Annotated in this window: 16 protein-coding genes and 1 tRNA gene; 13 read left to right on the top strand and 4 right to left on the bottom strand. The window is 70.5% G+C overall.

Annotated features, from left to right (window positions below):
• Positions 1-80: 80 nt before the first annotated feature.
• The gene (locus AC3A5R_RS05950) at positions 81-977 is read right to left on the bottom strand and encodes an MBL fold metallo-hydrolase (RefSeq protein ID WP_487619805.1); all 897 of its coding nucleotides are present in this window, start codon (positions 975-977) and stop codon (positions 81-83) included.
• A 77-nt stretch (positions 978-1054) separates the two neighbouring features.
• Here AC3A5R_RS05950 and AC3A5R_RS05945 point away from each other — a divergent pair, with 77 nt between their 5' ends.
• The 4 genes from AC3A5R_RS05945 (at position 1055) to AC3A5R_RS05930 (ending at position 4700) form a co-directional block, all read left to right on the top strand.
• A complete protein-coding gene (locus AC3A5R_RS05945; protein ID WP_487619804.1) occupies positions 1055-1585 on the top strand; it encodes a hypothetical protein in 531 nt (176 codons plus the stop codon).
• A 97-nt stretch (positions 1586-1682) separates the two neighbouring features.
• Entirely contained in the window at positions 1683-2117 is a 435-nt protein-coding gene (locus tag AC3A5R_RS05940) for an HIT family protein (protein ID WP_487619803.1), read from the top strand.
• Positions 2118-2390: 273 nt separating this feature from the next.
• Positions 2391-4022 (top strand): chaperonin GroEL, encoded by a 1632-nt coding sequence (groL, locus tag AC3A5R_RS05935; protein ID WP_487619802.1) that lies wholly within the window; start codon positions 2391-2393, stop codon positions 4020-4022.
• Between the two features lie 141 nt (positions 4023-4163).
• Positions 4164-4700: a DinB family protein gene (locus tag AC3A5R_RS05930; protein WP_487619801.1), complete on the top strand. Its 537-nt coding sequence runs from the start codon at positions 4164-4166 to the stop codon at positions 4698-4700.
• A 207-nt stretch (positions 4701-4907) separates the two neighbouring features.
• On the opposite strand, the gene AC3A5R_RS05925 is transcribed toward AC3A5R_RS05930, so the two are convergent.
• Positions 4908-5198: a WXG100 family type VII secretion target gene (locus tag AC3A5R_RS05925; protein WP_323101921.1), complete on the bottom strand. Its 291-nt coding sequence runs from the start codon at positions 5196-5198 to the stop codon at positions 4908-4910.
• A 131-nt stretch (positions 5199-5329) separates the two neighbouring features.
• Here AC3A5R_RS05925 and AC3A5R_RS05920 point away from each other — a divergent pair, with 131 nt between their 5' ends.
• Entirely contained in the window at positions 5330-6118 is a 789-nt protein-coding gene (locus AC3A5R_RS05920; protein ID WP_487619800.1) for a DUF4031 domain-containing protein, read from the top strand.
• A gap of 98 nt (positions 6119-6216) precedes the next feature.
• On the opposite strand, the gene AC3A5R_RS05915 is transcribed toward AC3A5R_RS05920, so the two are convergent.
• Positions 6217-6711, bottom strand: coding sequence for a YajQ family cyclic di-GMP-binding protein (locus AC3A5R_RS05915; protein ID WP_323101916.1), 495 nt, complete (start codon positions 6709-6711; stop codon positions 6217-6219).
• 145 nt (positions 6712-6856) lie between these two features.
• Between AC3A5R_RS05915 and AC3A5R_RS05910 the strand changes: the two genes are divergently transcribed.
• From AC3A5R_RS05910 to AC3A5R_RS05885, 6 genes are all read left to right on the top strand, one after another.
• Positions 6857-6937: transfer RNA gene (locus AC3A5R_RS05910), tRNA-Tyr, on the top strand.
• Positions 6938-7168: 231 nt separating this feature from the next.
• Complete coding sequence (locus AC3A5R_RS05905; protein WP_487619799.1) at positions 7169-8431, top strand: amidohydrolase; 1263 nt, start codon at positions 7169-7171, stop codon at positions 8429-8431.
• A 429-nt stretch (positions 8432-8860) separates the two neighbouring features.
• Positions 8861-10705: an FAD-dependent oxidoreductase gene (locus tag AC3A5R_RS05900; protein WP_487619798.1), complete on the top strand. Its 1845-nt coding sequence runs from the start codon at positions 8861-8863 to the stop codon at positions 10703-10705.
• Positions 10706-11013: 308 nt separating this feature from the next.
• Positions 11014-12348: a multidrug effflux MFS transporter gene (locus AC3A5R_RS05895; protein ID WP_487619797.1), complete on the top strand. Its 1335-nt coding sequence runs from the start codon at positions 11014-11016 to the stop codon at positions 12346-12348.
• Positions 12349-12480: 132 nt separating this feature from the next.
• Positions 12481-13329 carry an alpha/beta fold hydrolase gene (locus tag AC3A5R_RS05890; protein ID WP_487619796.1) on the top strand — a complete coding sequence of 283 codons (849 nt, stop codon included), beginning with the start codon at positions 12481-12483 and terminating at the stop codon, positions 13327-13329.
• Between the two features lie 33 nt (positions 13330-13362).
• The gene (locus AC3A5R_RS05885) at positions 13363-14538 is read left to right on the top strand and encodes an acyl-CoA dehydrogenase family protein (protein ID WP_487619795.1); all 1176 of its coding nucleotides are present in this window, start codon (positions 13363-13365) and stop codon (positions 14536-14538) included.
• An 89-nt stretch (positions 14539-14627) separates the two neighbouring features.
• Here the strand turns inward: AC3A5R_RS05885 and AC3A5R_RS05880 are convergent, their stop codons facing one another.
• Positions 14628-15434, bottom strand: coding sequence for an IclR family transcriptional regulator (locus tag AC3A5R_RS05880; RefSeq protein WP_487619794.1), 807 nt, complete (start codon positions 15432-15434; stop codon positions 14628-14630).
• Between the two features lie 312 nt (positions 15435-15746).
• On the opposite strand from AC3A5R_RS05880, the gene AC3A5R_RS05875 reads away from it, so the two are divergent.
• Positions 15747-16742: an ABC transporter substrate-binding protein gene (locus AC3A5R_RS05875; RefSeq protein WP_487619793.1), complete on the top strand. Its 996-nt coding sequence runs from the start codon at positions 15747-15749 to the stop codon at positions 16740-16742.
• Positions 16743-16805: 63 nt separating this feature from the next.
• Positions 16806-17597: an ABC transporter permease gene (locus AC3A5R_RS05870; RefSeq protein ID WP_487619792.1), complete on the top strand. Its 792-nt coding sequence runs from the start codon at positions 16806-16808 to the stop codon at positions 17595-17597.
• Position 17598: the final 1 nt, after the last annotated feature.

Raw genomic sequence — 17598 nt, 5'->3', positions numbered from 1 at the left:
CGCGGGTCGACGCGCGTGTGTCCGGTTCGCCCGGATCCGTGCAGCTTCCTGCACCGACGGGGAGTGTTTCGCGGGACGCGTCAGGCCGGCCGGCGCAGCTGGGCGTAGCCGCGACGGAAGGCATCGGCCAACCCCTCGATCGGGTAGGGGAGCCGCGGATCCGCCTCGCGCAACGCGTCCTCGACGTCGACCCCGGCGTCCCGGCACTCGCGGACCACGGCCGCGACCGCGGCGACCTCGTCGCGCTGCCGGGCGACCAAGGCGACGTCGACGGGCCGGCCGTGCCCGGGCACGACGACGGTGTCGTCCGAGGTCTCGACGAGGTGCTCGGACAGCGTGTCGGCCCAGTCGAGCGGCCAGCAGTCGTCGCCGAACGACGGCGGGGCGCTCTCCTCGACGAGGTCGCCGAGGAAGAGCACGTCGGTGTCGGGCACGGTGACGGCGATGTCGCCGTCGGTGTGGCCGCGTCCGTGCCAGGCCATCGTCACGACGCGGTCGCCGAGGTCGATCGTCGCGTGCGTGCCGAAGGTGCGGTCCGGTCGCCGGACGCGCGTCGCGAGCACGTCTGCGACGTCGCGCGCCGTGTACCCCGACTCCGGCGCGTCGCCCGGGTCGGCCCGGAACAGGGCCCGGTAGCGCTCGGCGTGCGCCTCCAGGGTGCGCCCGACGTTGTCGTGGGCGTGGATCGTCGCGGCCTCGAAGGCGATGTTGCCGAAGGTGTGGTCGAAGTGGACGTGGGTGTTGACGACGTGCGACACGACGATGCCGCGCCCGAGCCGGCGCACGTCGTCGAGGACCCGCCGACCCTGCGCGCCGCTCGCGCGGGTGTCGACGACGACGGCACCGTCGCGGCCGAGCACTAGTCCGACGTTGACGTCCCACTCGGGGTAGCGGGCGACGAGGACCCGGTCGCCGACCTCCACGAACCCGGTGGGGCGGGAGGGGCGCCCGGATGTGATCCGCGTCTCGGAGTCCATGCCCGTCACGCTAGCCGTCCCCGGACGGCGTGGTCTCGGGAGGCGCCCCGAGTGCGATTCGTCTAGTTTTGGGGCCCATGTCCTTCGACTCCGGGGCCCGCCCTCCACGCGCCAACCGTCGTCTCGTGCTCCTGCTGTCCGCGCTCGCCGCCATCGTGCTGGCCGGTGTCGGCGGCGTCGCCCTCTTCTCGGGCGACAGCTGGCGCGACGAGGCGATGTCGTCCGGCGTCTTCCCGAGCCTGCCCGGCAGCGAGTTCTCGAGCACGGCGACCGACGAGCCGTGGTGGACCTCCGCGGCCGGGTCGTCCTCGGCCTCGAGCGCCGCCACGTCCGCGCCTGCCGCCACCGCCACCATCGTGCCGGCGACGGCGTCTGCGCCCGCCGGCTCGAGCACCACCGCGGTCCCGACGAGCACCGCGCCCGCGCCGGCCACGACGCAGGCGCCCTCGACGCCGCCGTCGACGGGAACGCCCTCGCCGTCCTCGACGAACGGCCCCAAGCCGAAACCGCACCCCAAGCCGAGCTCGTCGACCCCGCCGGCCCCGCCGTCGCCGACGCCCTCGCCCACCTCGAGCAGGCCCGGCTGCTGGCTGCTCGTCTTCTGCTGACGAGCCGGTCCCGCATCGGGTCGGTGTCGGCTTTGCGTCGGTCCCGCATCAGGGCCGGCGTCGGGCCGGTGTCGGCCGGGCGTGGCAGCCTGAGCCCATGGACTGCGTCTTCTGCTCCATCGTGGCGGGCGACCTGTCGGCCGACGTCGTGCTCGACGAGCCCGACCTGCTCGGCTTCCTCGACCGACGGCCGGTGTTCAAGGGACACGTGCTCCTCGTGCCGCGCCGCCACGTCGACACGCTCCTCGACCTGCCGGCGTCGCTGCACGCGTCCCTGCTCGGCGCCGCGCAGCGGCTCGCCGGCGCCGTCGTCGAGGGCCTCGGGGCCCAGGGCAGCTTCGTGGCCATGAACAACGTCGTCAGCCAGTCGGTGCCGCACCTGCACGTCCACGTCGTGCCACGGACCAAGGGCGACGGTCTGCGCGGCTTCTTCTGGCCCCGCACCACCTACGCCTCGGAGGCCGAGTCGGCCGAGTACGCGGCCCGTCTCGCCGGGGCGCTCGCACCGCCGACCGAGCCCGTCCGCGCCTGACGCGTCGCCGTGCTGGCCGTGTGCTGGCCGTGTGCTGGCCGTGTGCTGGCCGTGTGCGGGGCCTGCGCCGAACGACGGGGCTCCCCTGCTGTTTGCACTCTCCGGGTGAGAGTGCCAATAATGGCGTTAGCACTCTCCCCGTGGGAGTGACAGAACTGGGCCGCACGCCGAGGGGCTCGGTCCCGCAGCGACCTGAGCTGCCGGGTCCTGCCCCGTCCGTCGCGGGCGTCGTGCGGGCCGCCACCATCGATTCGCGTGGGAGGAACCACCCGAATGGCCAAGACCATTGCGTTTGACGAAGAGGCGCGTCGCGGTCTCGAGCGCGGCATGAACATCCTTGCCGACGCCGTCCGCGTCACCCTCGGCCCGAAGGGCCGCAACGTCGTCCTGGAGAAGAAGTGGGGCGCCCCCACGATCACCAACGACGGCGTCTCGATCGCCAAGGAGATCGAGCTCGACGACCCGTACGAGAAGATCGGTGCGGAGCTCGTCAAGGAGGTCGCCAAGAAGACCGACGACGTCGCCGGCGACGGCACGACGACGGCTACCGTCCTCGCGCAGGCCATGGTGAAGGAGGGCCTGCGCAACGTCGCCGCGGGCGCCAACCCGATGGCCCTCAAGCGCGGCATCGAGAAGGCCGTCGAGGCCGTCTCGGCTCGTCTGCTCGAGCAGGCCAAGGAGATCGAGACCAAGGAGCAGATCGCCTCCACCGCCAGCATCTCGGCGGCCGACGAGGAGATCGGCGGTCTCATCGCCGAGGCGATGGACAAGGTCGGCAAGGAAGGCGTCATCACCGTCGAGGACTCCAACACCATGGGCCTCGAGCTGGAGATGACCGAGGGCATGCGGTTCGACAAGGGCTACATCTCGGCCTACTTCGTCACCGACACCGAGCGCATGGAGACCGTCCTCGACGACGCGTACGTCCTTGTCGCGAACAGCAAGATCGGCTCCGTCAAGGACCTTCTGCCCCTCCTCGAGAAGGTCATGCAGTCCGGCAAGCCGCTGCTCATCATCGCCGAGGACATCGAGGGCGAGGCCCTCGCGACTCTCGTGGTCAACAAGATCCGCGGCACCTTCAAGTCCGTCGCCGTCAAGGCCCCGGGCTTCGGCGACCGTCGCAAGGCGATGCTCACCGACATCGCGATCCTCACCGGTGGTCAGGTCATCTCCGAGGAGGTCGGTCTCAAGCTCGAGAACGCCACCCTCGACCTGCTCGGCAAGGCCCGCAAGGTCGTCGTCACCAAGGACGAGACGACCATCGTCGAGGACGCCGAGGACCGCAGCCAGATCGAGGGCCGCATCGCCCAGATCAAGGCCGAGATCGAGAAGTCGGACTCCGACTACGACCGCGAGAAGCTCCAGGAGCGCCTCGCCAAGCTCGCCGGCGGCGTCGCCGTCATCAAGGCGGGCGCGGCCACCGAGGTCGAGCTCAAGGAGCGCAAGCACCGCATCGAGGACGCCGTCCGCAACGCGAAGGCTGCCGTCGAGGAGGGCATCGTCGCCGGCGGTGGCGTGGCCCTCATCCAGGCTGCCAAGGCGCTCGACGAGCTTTCGCTCGAGGGCGACGAGGCGACCGGTGCCAACATCGTGCGTGTCGCGACCGAGGCCCCGCTCAAGCAGATCGCGATCAACGCCGGTCTCGAGGGTGGAGTCGTGGCCGAGAAGGTGCGCGGTCTCGAGGCCGGTCACGGCCTCAACGCCGCGAGCGGTGAGTACGGCGACCTGCTGGCCGCCGGCATCATCGACCCGGTCAAGGTGACGCGCTCTGCCCTGCAGAACGCCGCCTCGATCGCGGCGCTGTTCCTCACCACCGAGGCCGTCATCGCCGACAAGCCCGAGAAGGCTGCCCCGGCGATGCCGGGTGGCGACGACATGGGCGGCATGGGCGGCATGGGCTTCTGAGCCCCACCGCATCGCCCGGGCCACGGCCCGTCGAACGAACCGGAGGGCGGTTCCCCATCAGGGGAGCCGCCCTCCGGCGCGTCAGGGCCCGACCGGGAAACCCGGTCGTGCGCGTGGCGCGTCGGCGCTAGCCTCGCGGGCATGTCGACCCCGACCGAACGACGCCGCCCGCCCTACGTCGCCGACGAACGGACCCAGCTCGTCGGCTGGCTCGACCTGCAGCGCGAGATCGTGCGCTGGAAGTGCGAGGGGCTGTCGGACGCCGACGCGCACCGTGTCGTGCTGCCCACCTCCCCGCTCATGACGGTGGCGGGCATCGTCAGCCACCTGCGGTGGACCGAGAACACGTGGTTCGAGGTGGCCTTCCTCGACCGGCCCGAGGACGGCCCGCAGTTCGACGAGCCGGACGACGGCAGTGACGAGGACCTCGACAACGACATGCGCGTCGAGGGGGTGCCGATCGCGCAGCTGCTCGAGGACTACGAGCGCCAGTGCGCCCTGTCGAACGAGATCATCGCGGCGCACTCGCTCGACGACGTCGGCTGCCACGAGGCCTGGCCGTCCGGCACGGCGAGCCTGCGCTGGATGCTGCACCACATGCTCGAGGAGACCGCTCGGCACGCTGGCCACCTCGACATCGTCCGCGAGCTGCTCGACGGCGGACGCGGGTACTACTGACGGGCCCGTCGGTGCGACGCGCGCGATCGCGCCGGGGCGGGCGACCCGTAGGGGCGGGTGGCCGGCCCCGGCGCGCGGGCCGGCGACGGGGGAGGGCCGGCCGGCCCGGCTCGGGGGTTCGCGGACTCAGGGGGCTCCGCGGGCTCAGCGGGCTCAGCGGACTGAGTGGGCTCGGTGGGTCGAGTGGGCTCAGCGGGTTGAGTGGGCTCAGCGGGCGAAGAGGGCCCGGGTCGCGGTCTCGTGCTCGGCGTAGGCCTGCGAGGCCTTGAGCGTCAGGCGGCCGATGTCGCCGAGGGACTCGGTCATCTGGGCCTGGACGCGCTGGTAGTCGGCCATGACGCGCTCGAACTCGACCTTGGCCGGGCCCTGCCAGTCGCCGCCGAGGCCGGCCAGGCGGCCCCGCAGCTCGGCGGCGCTGCTCGTGATGGAGTCGGCGAGACGGTTGATGTCGGCCGCGGCGGCGGCGATGCGCTCGGTGTCGACGACGGAACGGGTCATGGTGTCCTCCTGCTCGATCGGGTGGCCGACCGGTCGGTGGCCTCGGGTCCGAGGCTAGGTCGGCGCCGCGTCGGGCGTCCGGCGTCATCCACAGGCGCGGGCGTCGGCGTCCTGGCCTAGGCTCACGGGTCATGACCGTGTGGATCGACCAGCCGATCTGGCCCGCCCACGGCCGGCTCTTCGCACACCTCGCCAGCGACACCTCCTACGACGAGCTGCACGCGGTGGCCCGGGCGGCGCAGCTGCACCCGCGGGCCTTCGACGGCGACCACTACGACGTGCCCGACGCCCGATGGCAGGACGTCGTCGACGCCGGCGCGACGCCGACCGACGGGGCCGACCTCGCCCGGCGGCTCAACGCGTCGGGGCTGCGGCTGCGCAAGCGCAAGCGCGACCGGGGCGTCAGGCGGATCCTCGACGTGCGGTTCCCCAACGGCGCGAGCGACGTCGACCTGGTCGCCTCCGACGACCCGCTCGACCCCGAGCGGGTCCTCGCGGCCATGGTGTTCGTCCGCGACCGGCGCGGCGACTTCGTCGTCGTGCACAGCGTGCGTCGCGACGAGTGGGGCTCCCCGGGCGGATGGCGCGAGGGTGACGAGACCCCGGTCGAGAACGCCGTGCGCGAGACGTTCGAGGAGACCGGCCTGCGGCTGCGCCACCCCGAGGTGCTGCCCTGCGGCTACGAGCGGTTCACGCCACGCACCGACGACAACCTCTTCACCCGTGACAAGCCGTTCCTGCAGGTCTTCCGCACCCGCCTCGAGGACGTCCGTCCGGCCCTCACCGACGGCGACGACGGCATCCACGAGACGCGGTGGGTGACGCCGCAGGAGTACGCGCAGCTGTGCGGGCACCTCTTCTGGTGGCCGCTGGCCGTCGAGGTGTTCCCCGACCTCCGAGGATTGGCGCCCACCGCCTGACACGACGAACGAGACGATGCGTGCCGCCCACCCGGAGGTGGACGGCACGCATCGGTGATGCTGACGGGTTCGCCTGCGGTGCAGGCGGACCCGATGCTTCAGCGCTGGTTGGTGAAGGTGAGCGCGACGTCGAGGTCGGCCTCGCGCAGCATCCGCTGGACGGCCTGGAGGTCGTCGCGGCTCTTGCTCGAGACGCGCAGCTCGTCGCCCTGGATCTGGCTCTTGACGCCCTTGGGCCCCTCGTCGCGGATCAGCTTGTTGATCTTCTTCGCGTTCTCCTGGGAGATGCCCTCCTTGAGGGGCGCGTCGAGGTGGTACTCCTTGCCCGAGAGGCGCGGGCCGGCCTCGGGGACGTCGAGGTGCTTGAGGCTGACCTTGCGCTTGACGAGGTGGGTCTGCACGACGTCGAGCACTGCGAGACAACGCTCCTCGGTGTTCGCCTTCATCTTGATGACGTCGCCGGCGAGGTCGACGGAGGCGCCGACGTTCTTGAAGTCGTAGCGCGTCGCGATCTCCTTGCTCGCGCTGTTGACCGCGTTCGCGATCTCCTGCTTGTCGAACTTGCTGACGATGTCGAAGGAGGAGTCGGCCATCGGTGGGGTCCTTCCGCATGCTGTGGTCTGGTCTGCCGGGGCGGCGCGAGTGGCGTCTCGGGAGGCCCGCGGACACGACGAAATCATCGCCGAGGCCCCGATTCGGACCGCGCCCCATCTCTTGCTATCCTTCCAGACGCACCAAGGCAGGTTGTCCGAGCGGCCAATGGAAACGGACTGTAAATCCGTCGCGAAAGCTACGAAGGTTCGAATCCTTCACCTGCCACCCAGTGCCCGGAGAGGCCCTGACCAGCGGAGACGCCGGTCAGGGCCTCCCGCATGTACCGGCCTGGGTACGGAGCGGCGCGGGTTCCGAAGGCAAGGCCTCGGGTTGCTGACCTGCGGAAACGCGCGCCGCATCGGCGGCTGTGTTGGTGTCGAGCCAGTCGAACGGAATCAGGTGATTCACAGGTGTCCGAGCCTTGTGAACGGTCGCGGTCGGGGATAGACACGCTGGATGGGCCCTGCCGACGAACTGCTTGCCGATCTCGACACGATCCGGCCGTGGCACCTCGACTTCTACCGGGACCTGCACCAGCATCCGGAGCTGAGCTTCCAGGAGACCCGTACTGCCGGACTGGTCGCCTCGCGGTTGGCTGAGCTGGGCTACGAGGTGCGCCAGGGAATCGGCCGAACGGGCCTGGTGGGGACTCTCCGGAACGGGGCGGGAACCACGGTCCTGGCGCGCGCCGACATGGACGCGCTGCCGGTGCGGGAGGCGACCGGCCTGCCCTACGCGTCCACCACCACCGCCACCGATGCATCCGGACGGGAGACGCCGGTGATGCACGCGTGCGGGCACGACATGCACGTGACCTGCTTGCTCGCCGCCGCCCAGCTGCTCTCGGAGCACCGGTCCGCGTGGTCGGGCACCTTCATCGCCCTCTTCCAGCCGGCCGAGGAGCTCGGCACCGGCGCGCGAACCATGGTCGATGACGGGCTGGCCGCACAGATCCCGAAACCGGATGTCGTGCTGGGCCAGCACGTGATGGGTCTGCCCCATGACACCGTCGCGTCTCGTCCTGGGCCGGCTCTGTCGGCCGCGGACAGCATCAGGATCACGCTGCACGGCCGCGGCAGCCACGGGTCGATGCCGCATTTCGGCATCGACCCGGTCCTGCTCGGCAGCTCGATCGTGCTGCGGCTGAACGCGATCGTCTCGCGCGAGCTGGCCCCGGGCCACTTCGGCGTCGTCACGGTCGGGGCCTTCCAGTCCGGCAGCAAGAGCAACGTCATTCCCGAGAGCGCGACGTTGCTGCTCAACCTGCGGGCCTACGACGACCGTACGCGGCAGCAGCTGCGCGATGCCGTCGAGCGGATCGTCAAAGCCGAGTGCGAAGCCTCGGGCTCGCCGGCGCCACCGGAGTTCGAGTACACCGACCCGTTCCCCGTCACGGACAACACCGTGGAGGTGTACGAACGAGTCTCGGCCGCCTTCACCGGCCACTTCGGCGACAAGGCGATCGTGATGGAGCCCTCGACCGGTAGCGAGGACTTCAGCGACATCCCGAACGGGCTCGGGGCGCCGTATCTCTACTGGATCTGGGGAGGCTTCGACCCCGACACCTACCACCGGGCCGAGGCCGAGGGCACGCTGGCGAAGACCATCCCCGGCAACCACGCCAGCACCTTCGCCCCCGTCCTGGAACCCACCTTCCGCACCGGTACCTCGGCGATGACCGTGGCGCTGATGAGCTACCTGGCCCCAGAGACACGGTGACCGGCCCTGCCAACTCAGTCCCCGAGCCGCGCCCAGCCAATCGCACTGAGCCGCCTCCGTCGTTCCTCGGTCCGGCGTCGCCCGCCACTGGCCCCAAGGACACCCGCCCTGCTTGGTGCTAGCCGCCGCCGTCAGCGATAGCCCAGCAAGGGTGGATGGGCCGCATCTGGCAACGGTTCGGGAGCTGCCGGTTGCAGCGACGGTCAGGGAGGTCCGTCTGGCCGGCCGCGGCTCGAACCGCCCTCGTTCGGTTGCTGTGCGGGGCGGCGACGCCCGATGGCCCCCACCCCAGGTCCAGGCTCGACGACCGCGTGGACGCCAGCAGCGGGAGGTGATGTGGCGAGCAACATTGGCGGTCGGGAATTCGATACACAGTGTGTAGCGTTATTCGGTCGAGACGCCCATCCACCAGTTCTCCAGGAGGACGACATGACCAGCACTTCCAGCCCGTTCACCGGCTCGATCGGGACGGTTCCCGACAAGGGCATCCCCGACGAGGTGGACGTGGCCATCGTCGGGTCCGGCGGTGCCGGCCTGATGGCAGCGCTCACCGCGGCGAAGGAGGGGGCGCGGGTGCTCGTAGTGGAGTCCCGCGAGCTCGTCGGCGGCGCCACTGGGATCTCCGCGGGTGCCGCCTGGATCCCGAACCACGGCTTCTCGAGGAAGCAGCTGAAGGTCAAGGATGACCTGGACCAGGCCCGCCGCTACATCTACGGCCAAGGCCGCGATCAGGTCCTGGATCACGACCTCGTGGAGAAGTTCCTGGAGGCCGGCCCGGACGTCGTCCGCTACATCGAGGAGCACACCTCGTTCGGGTGGATCCCGACGATCTGGCCGGACTACCGCTCCGACATCGACGGCGCTTCCATCGGTCGGGCGCTCTTCCCCGGCCCGTACTCACCGAGGGGACTGGGTGAGGCCGCCAAGTACGTGCGACCGGCACTGACCACGGGCATGGCCAAGAACCCGCTGCCGTTCTGGCTCCTGGGCGGCATGGGGATCGACGAGGCCTGGTTGGCCGGACCCGCACTCGTCGGGGCGTTGCTGGAGGCCGGCCTGCGCAACGGCGTCGACGTCCGCGTCGAGGCCCCCGCCATCCGCCTCATCACCGACGAGTCGGGCGTCCACGGACTCGTGGTCCGCGCTGACGGAGTCGAGTACCCAGTGCGCGCTACCGGGGGCGTGCTGCTGGCCAGCGGCGGCTTCGAGAGCTCGAGCGAGCTGAGCACCGAGTTCCTCGGCGCACCCTTCGGCGGCCAGGTCTCCCCGGCAGGGCACGACGGCATCGCCGTCCAGCTCGCCGAGCAGCTGGGCGCCGACCTGACCGGCATGCAGGACGCCTGGTGGATGCCGGGAGTGCAGCTGCCCGGGGAGCAGCTCGAAGGCCGACCGCTCAGCCGAGTCTTCCTCGGCGAGCGCGCCCTCCCGCACAGCATCATGGTCAACAGCAAGGGCGAGCGTTTCGCCAACGAGGCCCTTGCCTACGACCAATTCGGCGCGATCATGCGCGAAACCGACCCCGACACCGGGGACATGCCCAACGCGCAGGCCTGGCTGGTCTTCGACCAGAACTACTGGGACCAGTTCGGCATCTTCGGCGTCACCCCCGGCGGGGAAGTACCCGACTACCTGCACGCTGCCGACACGCTCGCAGACCTCGCATCGGACATCGGCGTCGACGAGGGCGGACTGCTCCGCACCGTCGACCGGTTCAACCCCGACGCCCGACAGGCACGCGACCCGCAGTTCCACCGGGGCGAGACCCTGTTCGACCGCTACTTCGGCGCGTTCTACCCCCGGCTCGGCACGCTCTCGCCTGACGCCCGGTTCCCCGCCGCCACGGCCAAGGCGCGGCAGTGGACCGCGAAGGCGATCGGACCTGTCGTCAACCGGCTCGCCGGCCGGGCGGCAAGGAAGAACGATCCGGAGCAACTGCGCTCGACCGTGGTCGGCCCCTTGGCGAGGATCATCCGGCCGGTCCTCAACAGCCCGAGGTCCAGCGTGCTGGGGCCGGTCGACACCGCTCCCTACTACGCCCTCAAGGTCGAGGCCAGCGCGCTCGGTACCGTCGGCGGCCCCCGAACCGACGCACACGGTCGGGCCCTCGACACCGAAGGCGCCGTGATCCCTGGCCTCTATGCCGCAGGCAACGCCGGCGGCGCCCCCACCAAGGGCTTCTACGGCGGCGCAGGCGGAACCATCTCCCTCGGCCTGGTCTTTGGACACCTCGCCGGTCGCGAGGCCGCCCGTCAGACCACGGCCACGCCTCGCTGAGGCCAGCCCACCTGCCCGGCGCCATGCTGGCCAGACTCCACCAGTCACCGGCGGCCGCCTTTGCGCGGCCGCCGGTGACTGCTGCCTCCACGAGGCGAGGACGTCCCTGCTGCCCGGTCTCTACGGGCTAGTTTTCCAAGCCCTGGTGGATCAGCGGTTGACACGGCATCCGAGGCCGGACTGACCATCCGGGCCCCTTGAACGTCTTGTTCCGCTCGACGGCACGCGGCAATGGAGAGTCGCCCACTGGCGCAGCACGCTGGTCCGCGGCCGCTTGGTGCGTGCAGCAGACGACGAAAAAGGTACTGATGAGACGCGAGAGCAGCAGCATGGTGGGCACCGTTCCGAGCGGTGCACGGGAGAAGATGGCCGCGCCAGTCGGGATCGCCGCAGTCGCTCCAGCGCTCTCGCCCTCCCCTCGGAGCGGCGCTCGGGCGGTCCTGCTCGCATCGCTGGCCCTCCTGTCGATGATCTCGCCGTTTGCGACGGATATGTACCTTCCGTCCTTCCCGCGGATAGCCCATGACCTCTCGACGGTCCCCTCAGGTGTCCAGCTGACCCTCACGACCTTTCTCGTCGGCGTGGCCCTCGGTCAGCTGTTCTTCGGCCCGTTGTCGGACCGCCGCGGGCGCAAGCGGCCCCTGGTCGCGGGTTCGCTCCTGTGCGTCGTCGCCTCCGTCGTCGCGGTGTACGCACCGACCATCGAGGTCCTGCTGGCAGCCCGCTTCTTCCAGGGTCTCGGAGGCGCCGCCGGGATCGTCATCGCGCGGGCCATCGTCGCAGACCTGTTCCGGGGCGCCGAGGCAGCCAGCATCTTCAGCGTGCTCGCCGTCCTGGGCGGGCTCGCACCGATCGTGGCACCGGTCGCAGGGGGTCTGCTCGCTGGTCCGGTCGGGTGGCGTGGGGTGCTGGGAGTGCTCGCAGCCCTGACGGTCGTCATGAGCCTCGTCGCCGTGTTCGTCATCCGGGAGACCGCGCCGGGGATGACGCGCGACACGGCATCGCCGCCCGCTCCACGTCCGTCGTCGTCACCGCCCCCGCGAGCCGCGGGGAACCCCCACCTGGGGACGGTGCTCCGCCGTCCCGGCTTCACGGCGTATGCCCTCGTCAAGACGAGCAGCTTCGCGGTTCTCATGGGCTACATCGCGGCGTCGCCCTTCGTCTACCAGGACTACGTCGGCCTGGGCGAGCTCACCGGAGCGGCCCTCTTCGGGCTGAACTCGCTCGCGATGATTGCCGCCAATGCCGTCAACGCGCGGTTCGTGCGCACCAGGGGTCCGGCACACATGCTGCGTGTGGGACTCGTCCTGCTCACGACCGCGGTCATCGCCCTGTCGTTCGTCGTCTTCCTTCCGGCACCGCCGTGGGCGCTCGTGCCCGTCCTCGTCCTGCTGGTCGGCAGCATGGGCCTCATCTTCGGCAACTCGGTCGGGCTGGCCCTCAGCCACGTCCGCGACGCCGCCGGGTCCGGGTCGGCCGTCATCGGGTTCGGGCAGTTCGTCGCCGGGGCAGCCGTCGCGCCTCTCGTGGGACTCGGGGAGCGAGCCACCCCTGTCCCCATGACCCTGCTCCTCGTCGCCGCGACTGGCGCGACGTGGGTGGGCGCGGTCATCGGGGGGCGCGCCAGCGCGCCCCGCGACTGACGCGGACGGCGCCGGGGGGCGTTCCAAGAGGTGGCACGGCCGGCTCGGCAACCGCAGGCGCCTGCGCGATGCTGCTTGGAACGCCGGTGTCGAGCCTGACGCCGGACTGACACCGCTACGAGGAGTTGGCCGATGACCACTACGACTGTGGAACTGACCGAGCAGAGCACCAGCCGCACGGTCGAGACGCCCAGCGGCACGATTCATTACAACGAGGCCGGCGACGGGCACCCGCTGCTCATGCTCCACGGCAGTGGTCCCGGCGCCACCGGCTGGAGCAACTTCGGGCCCAACCTCAAGGCGCTGAGCAGGCAGTTCCGCGTCATCGCGGCGGACATGCCGGGCTGGGGCAAGTCCTCGCCCGTCACGTACGAGGACCGCGACCACGTGGCGGCCGTGCGAGACCTGCTGGATGCGCTCGGTATCGACAAGGTGGCCCTGGTGGGCAACTCGATGGGTGGCGCGACGACCCTCAAGTTCTCGGCCGTCCACCCCGAGCGGGTGTCCCACCTCATCACCATGGGAGCCGGTGCAGGCGGTGCTCGCCTCTTCTCCCCGGCCGACGGCCCGTCAGAGGGGCTGAAGATCCTCCACCAGGGCTACCTCGAGCCCTCGGTCGAGGTCATGGCCAAGCTCGTCGACATCATGACCTACGACAGCGGCAGCAAGAGCGCGGCGCTGGCGCAGCAGCGCTACGACAACGCCACCGCCAACCGCGTGCACCTGGAGAACTTCGCCGCGGGAATCGGCAAGAGCCGCCGCGGCACCGCCACCGACGAGGAGCTGGCCAGCATCGCCGCGCCGGCGCTCATCGTCCACGGCCGCGACGACCGGGTCGTCGGCTACGAGCACAGCCTCAAGCTCGTCACGGTCATCCGGAACTCGCGACTCGTGCTCTTCAACCGCTGTGGCCACTGGGCCCAGCTCGAGCACGCCGACGAGTTCAACCGGCTCGTCGCCGACTTCGTGGCGAACAACTGACCGGGCCACCGCCGCCAGAGTGAGGACACAGCGATGAACACCGTGCTCGAGCGAGTCGAGGAGCTGGCCGCGTTCCTGGAGGACCAGGCGGAGGAGGCCGACGAGCTCGGTCGCCTGCCGGACGAGACGCGCAAGCGGCTGGAGGAGACCGGCGTCGTCCGCATGCTGCAGCCCAAGGACTTCGGCGGACTGGAGAGCTCTCCGGTGGAGTTCTTCGAGACGGTCCTGTCGATCGGGTCCCGGCACGGGTCCTCCGGGTGGGTCGCGGGCGTGGTCGGGGTGCACCCCTTCGAGCTGGCTGTCGGCACGCGGCAGATGCAGCAGGAGGTCTGGGGTGACGACCCGGACACGTGGGTGGCGTCGCCCTACGCACCCTTCGGCCGGGCCCGTCCTGTCGACGGGGGTTTCGTCTTCAGCGGACGGTGGCCCTTCTCCTCCGGCACGGACCTGTGCGACTGGGTCGTGCTGGGTGGCATGGTGACCGACCAGCAGGGCGAGGTCATCGCGCCGAACCCGGTCCGGCACTTCATCCTGCCGCGCTCCGACTACGAGATCGTCCCTGACTCGTGGCAGGTCGTCGGCCTGCGGGGGACGGGCAGCAAGGACGTCATCATCAAGGACGCGTTCGTCCCCGCCCACCGGGTGATCGACCCCACGGACCTCGAGACCGGGGCCGCAGCGGAACAGGCCGGACGGGCGGACGTGCCCCTCTATCGGATGCCGTTCCACACGATGTTCAGCGGCACGATCGCCTGTGCGACCCTCGCCCTGGCGGAGGGCGCGCTCGCGGCTTTCGTCTCGCACAGCCGGTCCCGGGTGAGCCGGGCCGGTCACCAGGTCAGCCAGGACCCGCACCAGCTGGCCGCGCTCGGTGGGGCGGCGTCGGACATCCAGGCCAGCCGGGTCCAGTTCCTCTCCGACGTGGAGCGGCTCTGGGACCTGGCCCAGCGCAACGTCCCGATCGACGTGGCGGTGCGGGCGGAGGTCAGGAGGAACCAGGTGCGGAGTGTGCGGCGCGCCGTGGACGCCGTGGACCGTCTCGTGGCCCACGCGGGCGGTAACGCCATGCGTCTGGACAACCCGATCCAGCGGTTCTGGCGCGACGCGCACACCGGGCTGGCCCACGCCTCCAACGTTGCCGACCCCGTCTACGCGGTCTACGGGCTCAACCTGTACGGGCACGACCTGCCCTTGGGTACTCGCCTCTGAACGCGGTCGTCAACGTCCTGTCGAGGGCGGTGAAGAGCTGGCCCGGGCCTCAAACCCGGGCCAGTTCTTCGTTCGTCACCCCGGAGGCCTCAGGACACCTGGGACACGTTCAGCGCGTACGCCCTGCTCACGCCGCGGGCGGCGTGACGCACGTGCGACTCGATGCGCGGCCAGCTCGTCCCGTGGGGAGGGCCCGACGCAGAGATGGCGGCGACGACCCGTCCCTCGACGATCACCGGGGCGGCGACGCAGGTGAGTCCGAGGGTGCCCTCCTCCCGGTCATAGGCCACCCCGGCTTCGCGGATGCGGCGCAGCTCGCGCACGAACCGGCCCGGCTCCGTGATGGAGTTGCGTGTGCGGCGGGGCAGGCCGGCCTCGACGACCGCACGGACGGCCGCGCCGTCACTGAAGGCCAGCATCGCCTTGCCCAGCCCGGTGCACGACGCCGGGAGCCGGGCCCCGGGCACCGTCACCAGACGCACGGGGTTGCCCGCGTGCACCTTCTCGACGTAGACGATGTCGGTTCCCTCGAGGATCGCCAGGTGCGCCGTGAGGCCGGTGTTGATGTGCAGCTCGCTCAGGTCGTGGATGGCCACGTCACGCAGGCCGTGCGGGCGACAGAAGCCGACCCGGCTGCCGAGCTCGAACAGGGACAGGCCCAGCCGGTACTTGGCCCCCGACCGCGCGACGAAGCCGGCGCGCTCGAGGTCACCGAGGAGCCGGAAGGCCGTGGACTTCGGCATGCCGGCCCGACGGGCCAGCTCACTGACGCCGAGCTCCGGGATGGTGCCGCGGAACGCGGCCAGCAGCTCCAGGGCCTTGCCCACTGACGTCATCTGCCGGTCGTCGCACTCCGGGGAGACGTCCTGCAGCGGGCTTCGGACGGAAACGGTCATCGGTTCTCCTTCGCCACGTCACCTCGTCGTCGAGATGCGCTCGTCGTCACCGTCCCAGCCGTTCGGCTCAATGGGACGTGCGTCCCATTATGCGGAACAGTCCAGATGGGTGGAGGAGTATTCCGCAGGGTGAGGCAAAGCAGTTTCCGGGCCCCGACGCGTGTCACCGTCATGTTCCGGAGGACGGCACGAGACGCATCCGTGATTGCCACAGGCGTGGCGATCATGACTGCGGCAAAGGTCGCCGACCTGCCGACGTCAACGTAGACGAGATGACACCGGGCCCAGCGGGCGCCGAGTAAGGAAACGATCATGGTCACAACAGGTAGAACCCGCCGGGCGGTTGTCGCGCTCGTCGCGATCACCTCGGTCAGCCTCGCCAGCGCCTGCAGCTCCGGTTCCCAGGCCGCGACCGGCACGGGCGGCGGTGTCGAGAAGGCGGACATCTCCGTCGCGGTGTTCCCGAGCTTCAACGCCCTGGGCGCCCAGGCGGCCAACGCCGACGGCACCTTCAAGGCCGCGGGCCTCAACGTCACGCTGACCAAGGTCGCGACGCCGGCCGAAGGCATGCCCCAGCTGCTCGGCGGCAAGGTCCAGTTCGCGCTCATGGACATGACGGTCCCGGCCGTGGCCCGCAGCAAGGGCGTGCCGATCGTGCTCGTGGCCCCGGGCGCCAAGGGCACGCCGCCCAAGGACGGCTTCGGGGTCGGCAACCTCTGGGTGCGGGCCGGCAGCCCCATCAAGACCATGAAGGACGTCCAGAACGCCACGTTCGGCATCCCGCAGATCAACAGCCAGATCTGGGTGGACATCCGCTCGGCGGTGGACGAGGCGGGCGGCGACTCCTCGAAGATCAAGTTCGTCGAGGTGCCCAACACCCTCTCGGCCCTCAAGGCCGGCAACGTCGACGTCACCACGACCTCCGAGCCGGCCGGGACCGCGGCCCTCGAGGACACCTCCATCCACCGGCTGGCGGGCTACACCGCCGCCGGCGCCGACCTCGCCTACGCCTACGTCACCACGAAGGAGTTCGCCCAGCAGAACCCCAACACGGTCAAGGCGTTCGAGCAGTCGATCCTCAAGGCCAACTCGGCGGTGAACGCCGACCCGGCCAAGCGCGTGCAGGTCGCCTCGACCTACGTGAAGGCGCCCAAGGCGCTGCTCGAGAAGGCGCACTACCCGGAGTTCGGCACCGAGCCGATCAGCCCGTCGTCGGTGCAGACGGCCCTCGACCGCCTGGTCAAGTACGGACTGCTCGAGCAGGCCAAGGCCCCCAAGGCGGCCGACCTGATCGTCGCCGGCCAGTAGATCGCAGCGGCCCGGGTCGCGGCAGCCACGTCTGCCGCGACCCGGGAAGGAAGGAGACTCGCGATGGCGCGATCGGAACACCAACGCGCGAGCGCCGGCTGGCGCCTGACCCGGCAGGTGGCGGCGGTCCTCATCGCCCTCGTCATCTGGCACCTGTTCGCCGTCGGACCGGGCCGGGCAGCAGACGTCCCGACGCCGTGGCTAACCCTGACCACGGCGATCGAGATGGCCCGCACCGGTGACTACTGGACCGCGGTCGGCAACACGCTGCTCACGGCGAACCTCGGGCTCCTGCTGTCCATCCTGGTCGGTGTGCCGCTCGGCCTCATCAACGGGTCCAGCCGCAAGGTGGCCCTCAGCTCCCAGTTCGTCGTCGACTTCGGCCGGACCATCCCGGGGGTGGCCATCCTGCCGCTCGTCCTGCTGCTCTTCGGCGGCACCCGCGCGATGGCCCTGATCCTGGTGATGTTCGGCGCCGTCTGGCCGATGCTGGTGCAGTCCACGTACGCCGTGCAGCAGGTGTCGCCGCAGCTGCGCCAGGTCAGCGCGGCGTTCCACCTGAGCCTCACCGACCGGATCAGAACGGTCTACCTGCCGAGCGCCATGCCGTTCCTGACCACGGGGCTGCGCATCGCCGCGACGATCAGCCTGCTCCTGGCCATCTCGGCCGAGTTCCTCGGCGGGACGGACGGCCTCGGGCGCAACCTGTTCAACGCCCTGACGGTCAACAACCCCGACGAGATGTTCGTGTACGCCTTCACGGCGTCCTTGCTCGGGGTCGCGCTCAACCTCATCCTGCTCGCCGCCCAGCGTCGGATCCTGTGGTGGCACCCCTCCCAGCGAGAGAGAGCCTGAC

This window comes from Intrasporangium sp. Soil_C_50 (assembly GCF_057656595.1).
This window is presented reverse-complemented; position numbering and strand designations above follow the sequence as displayed.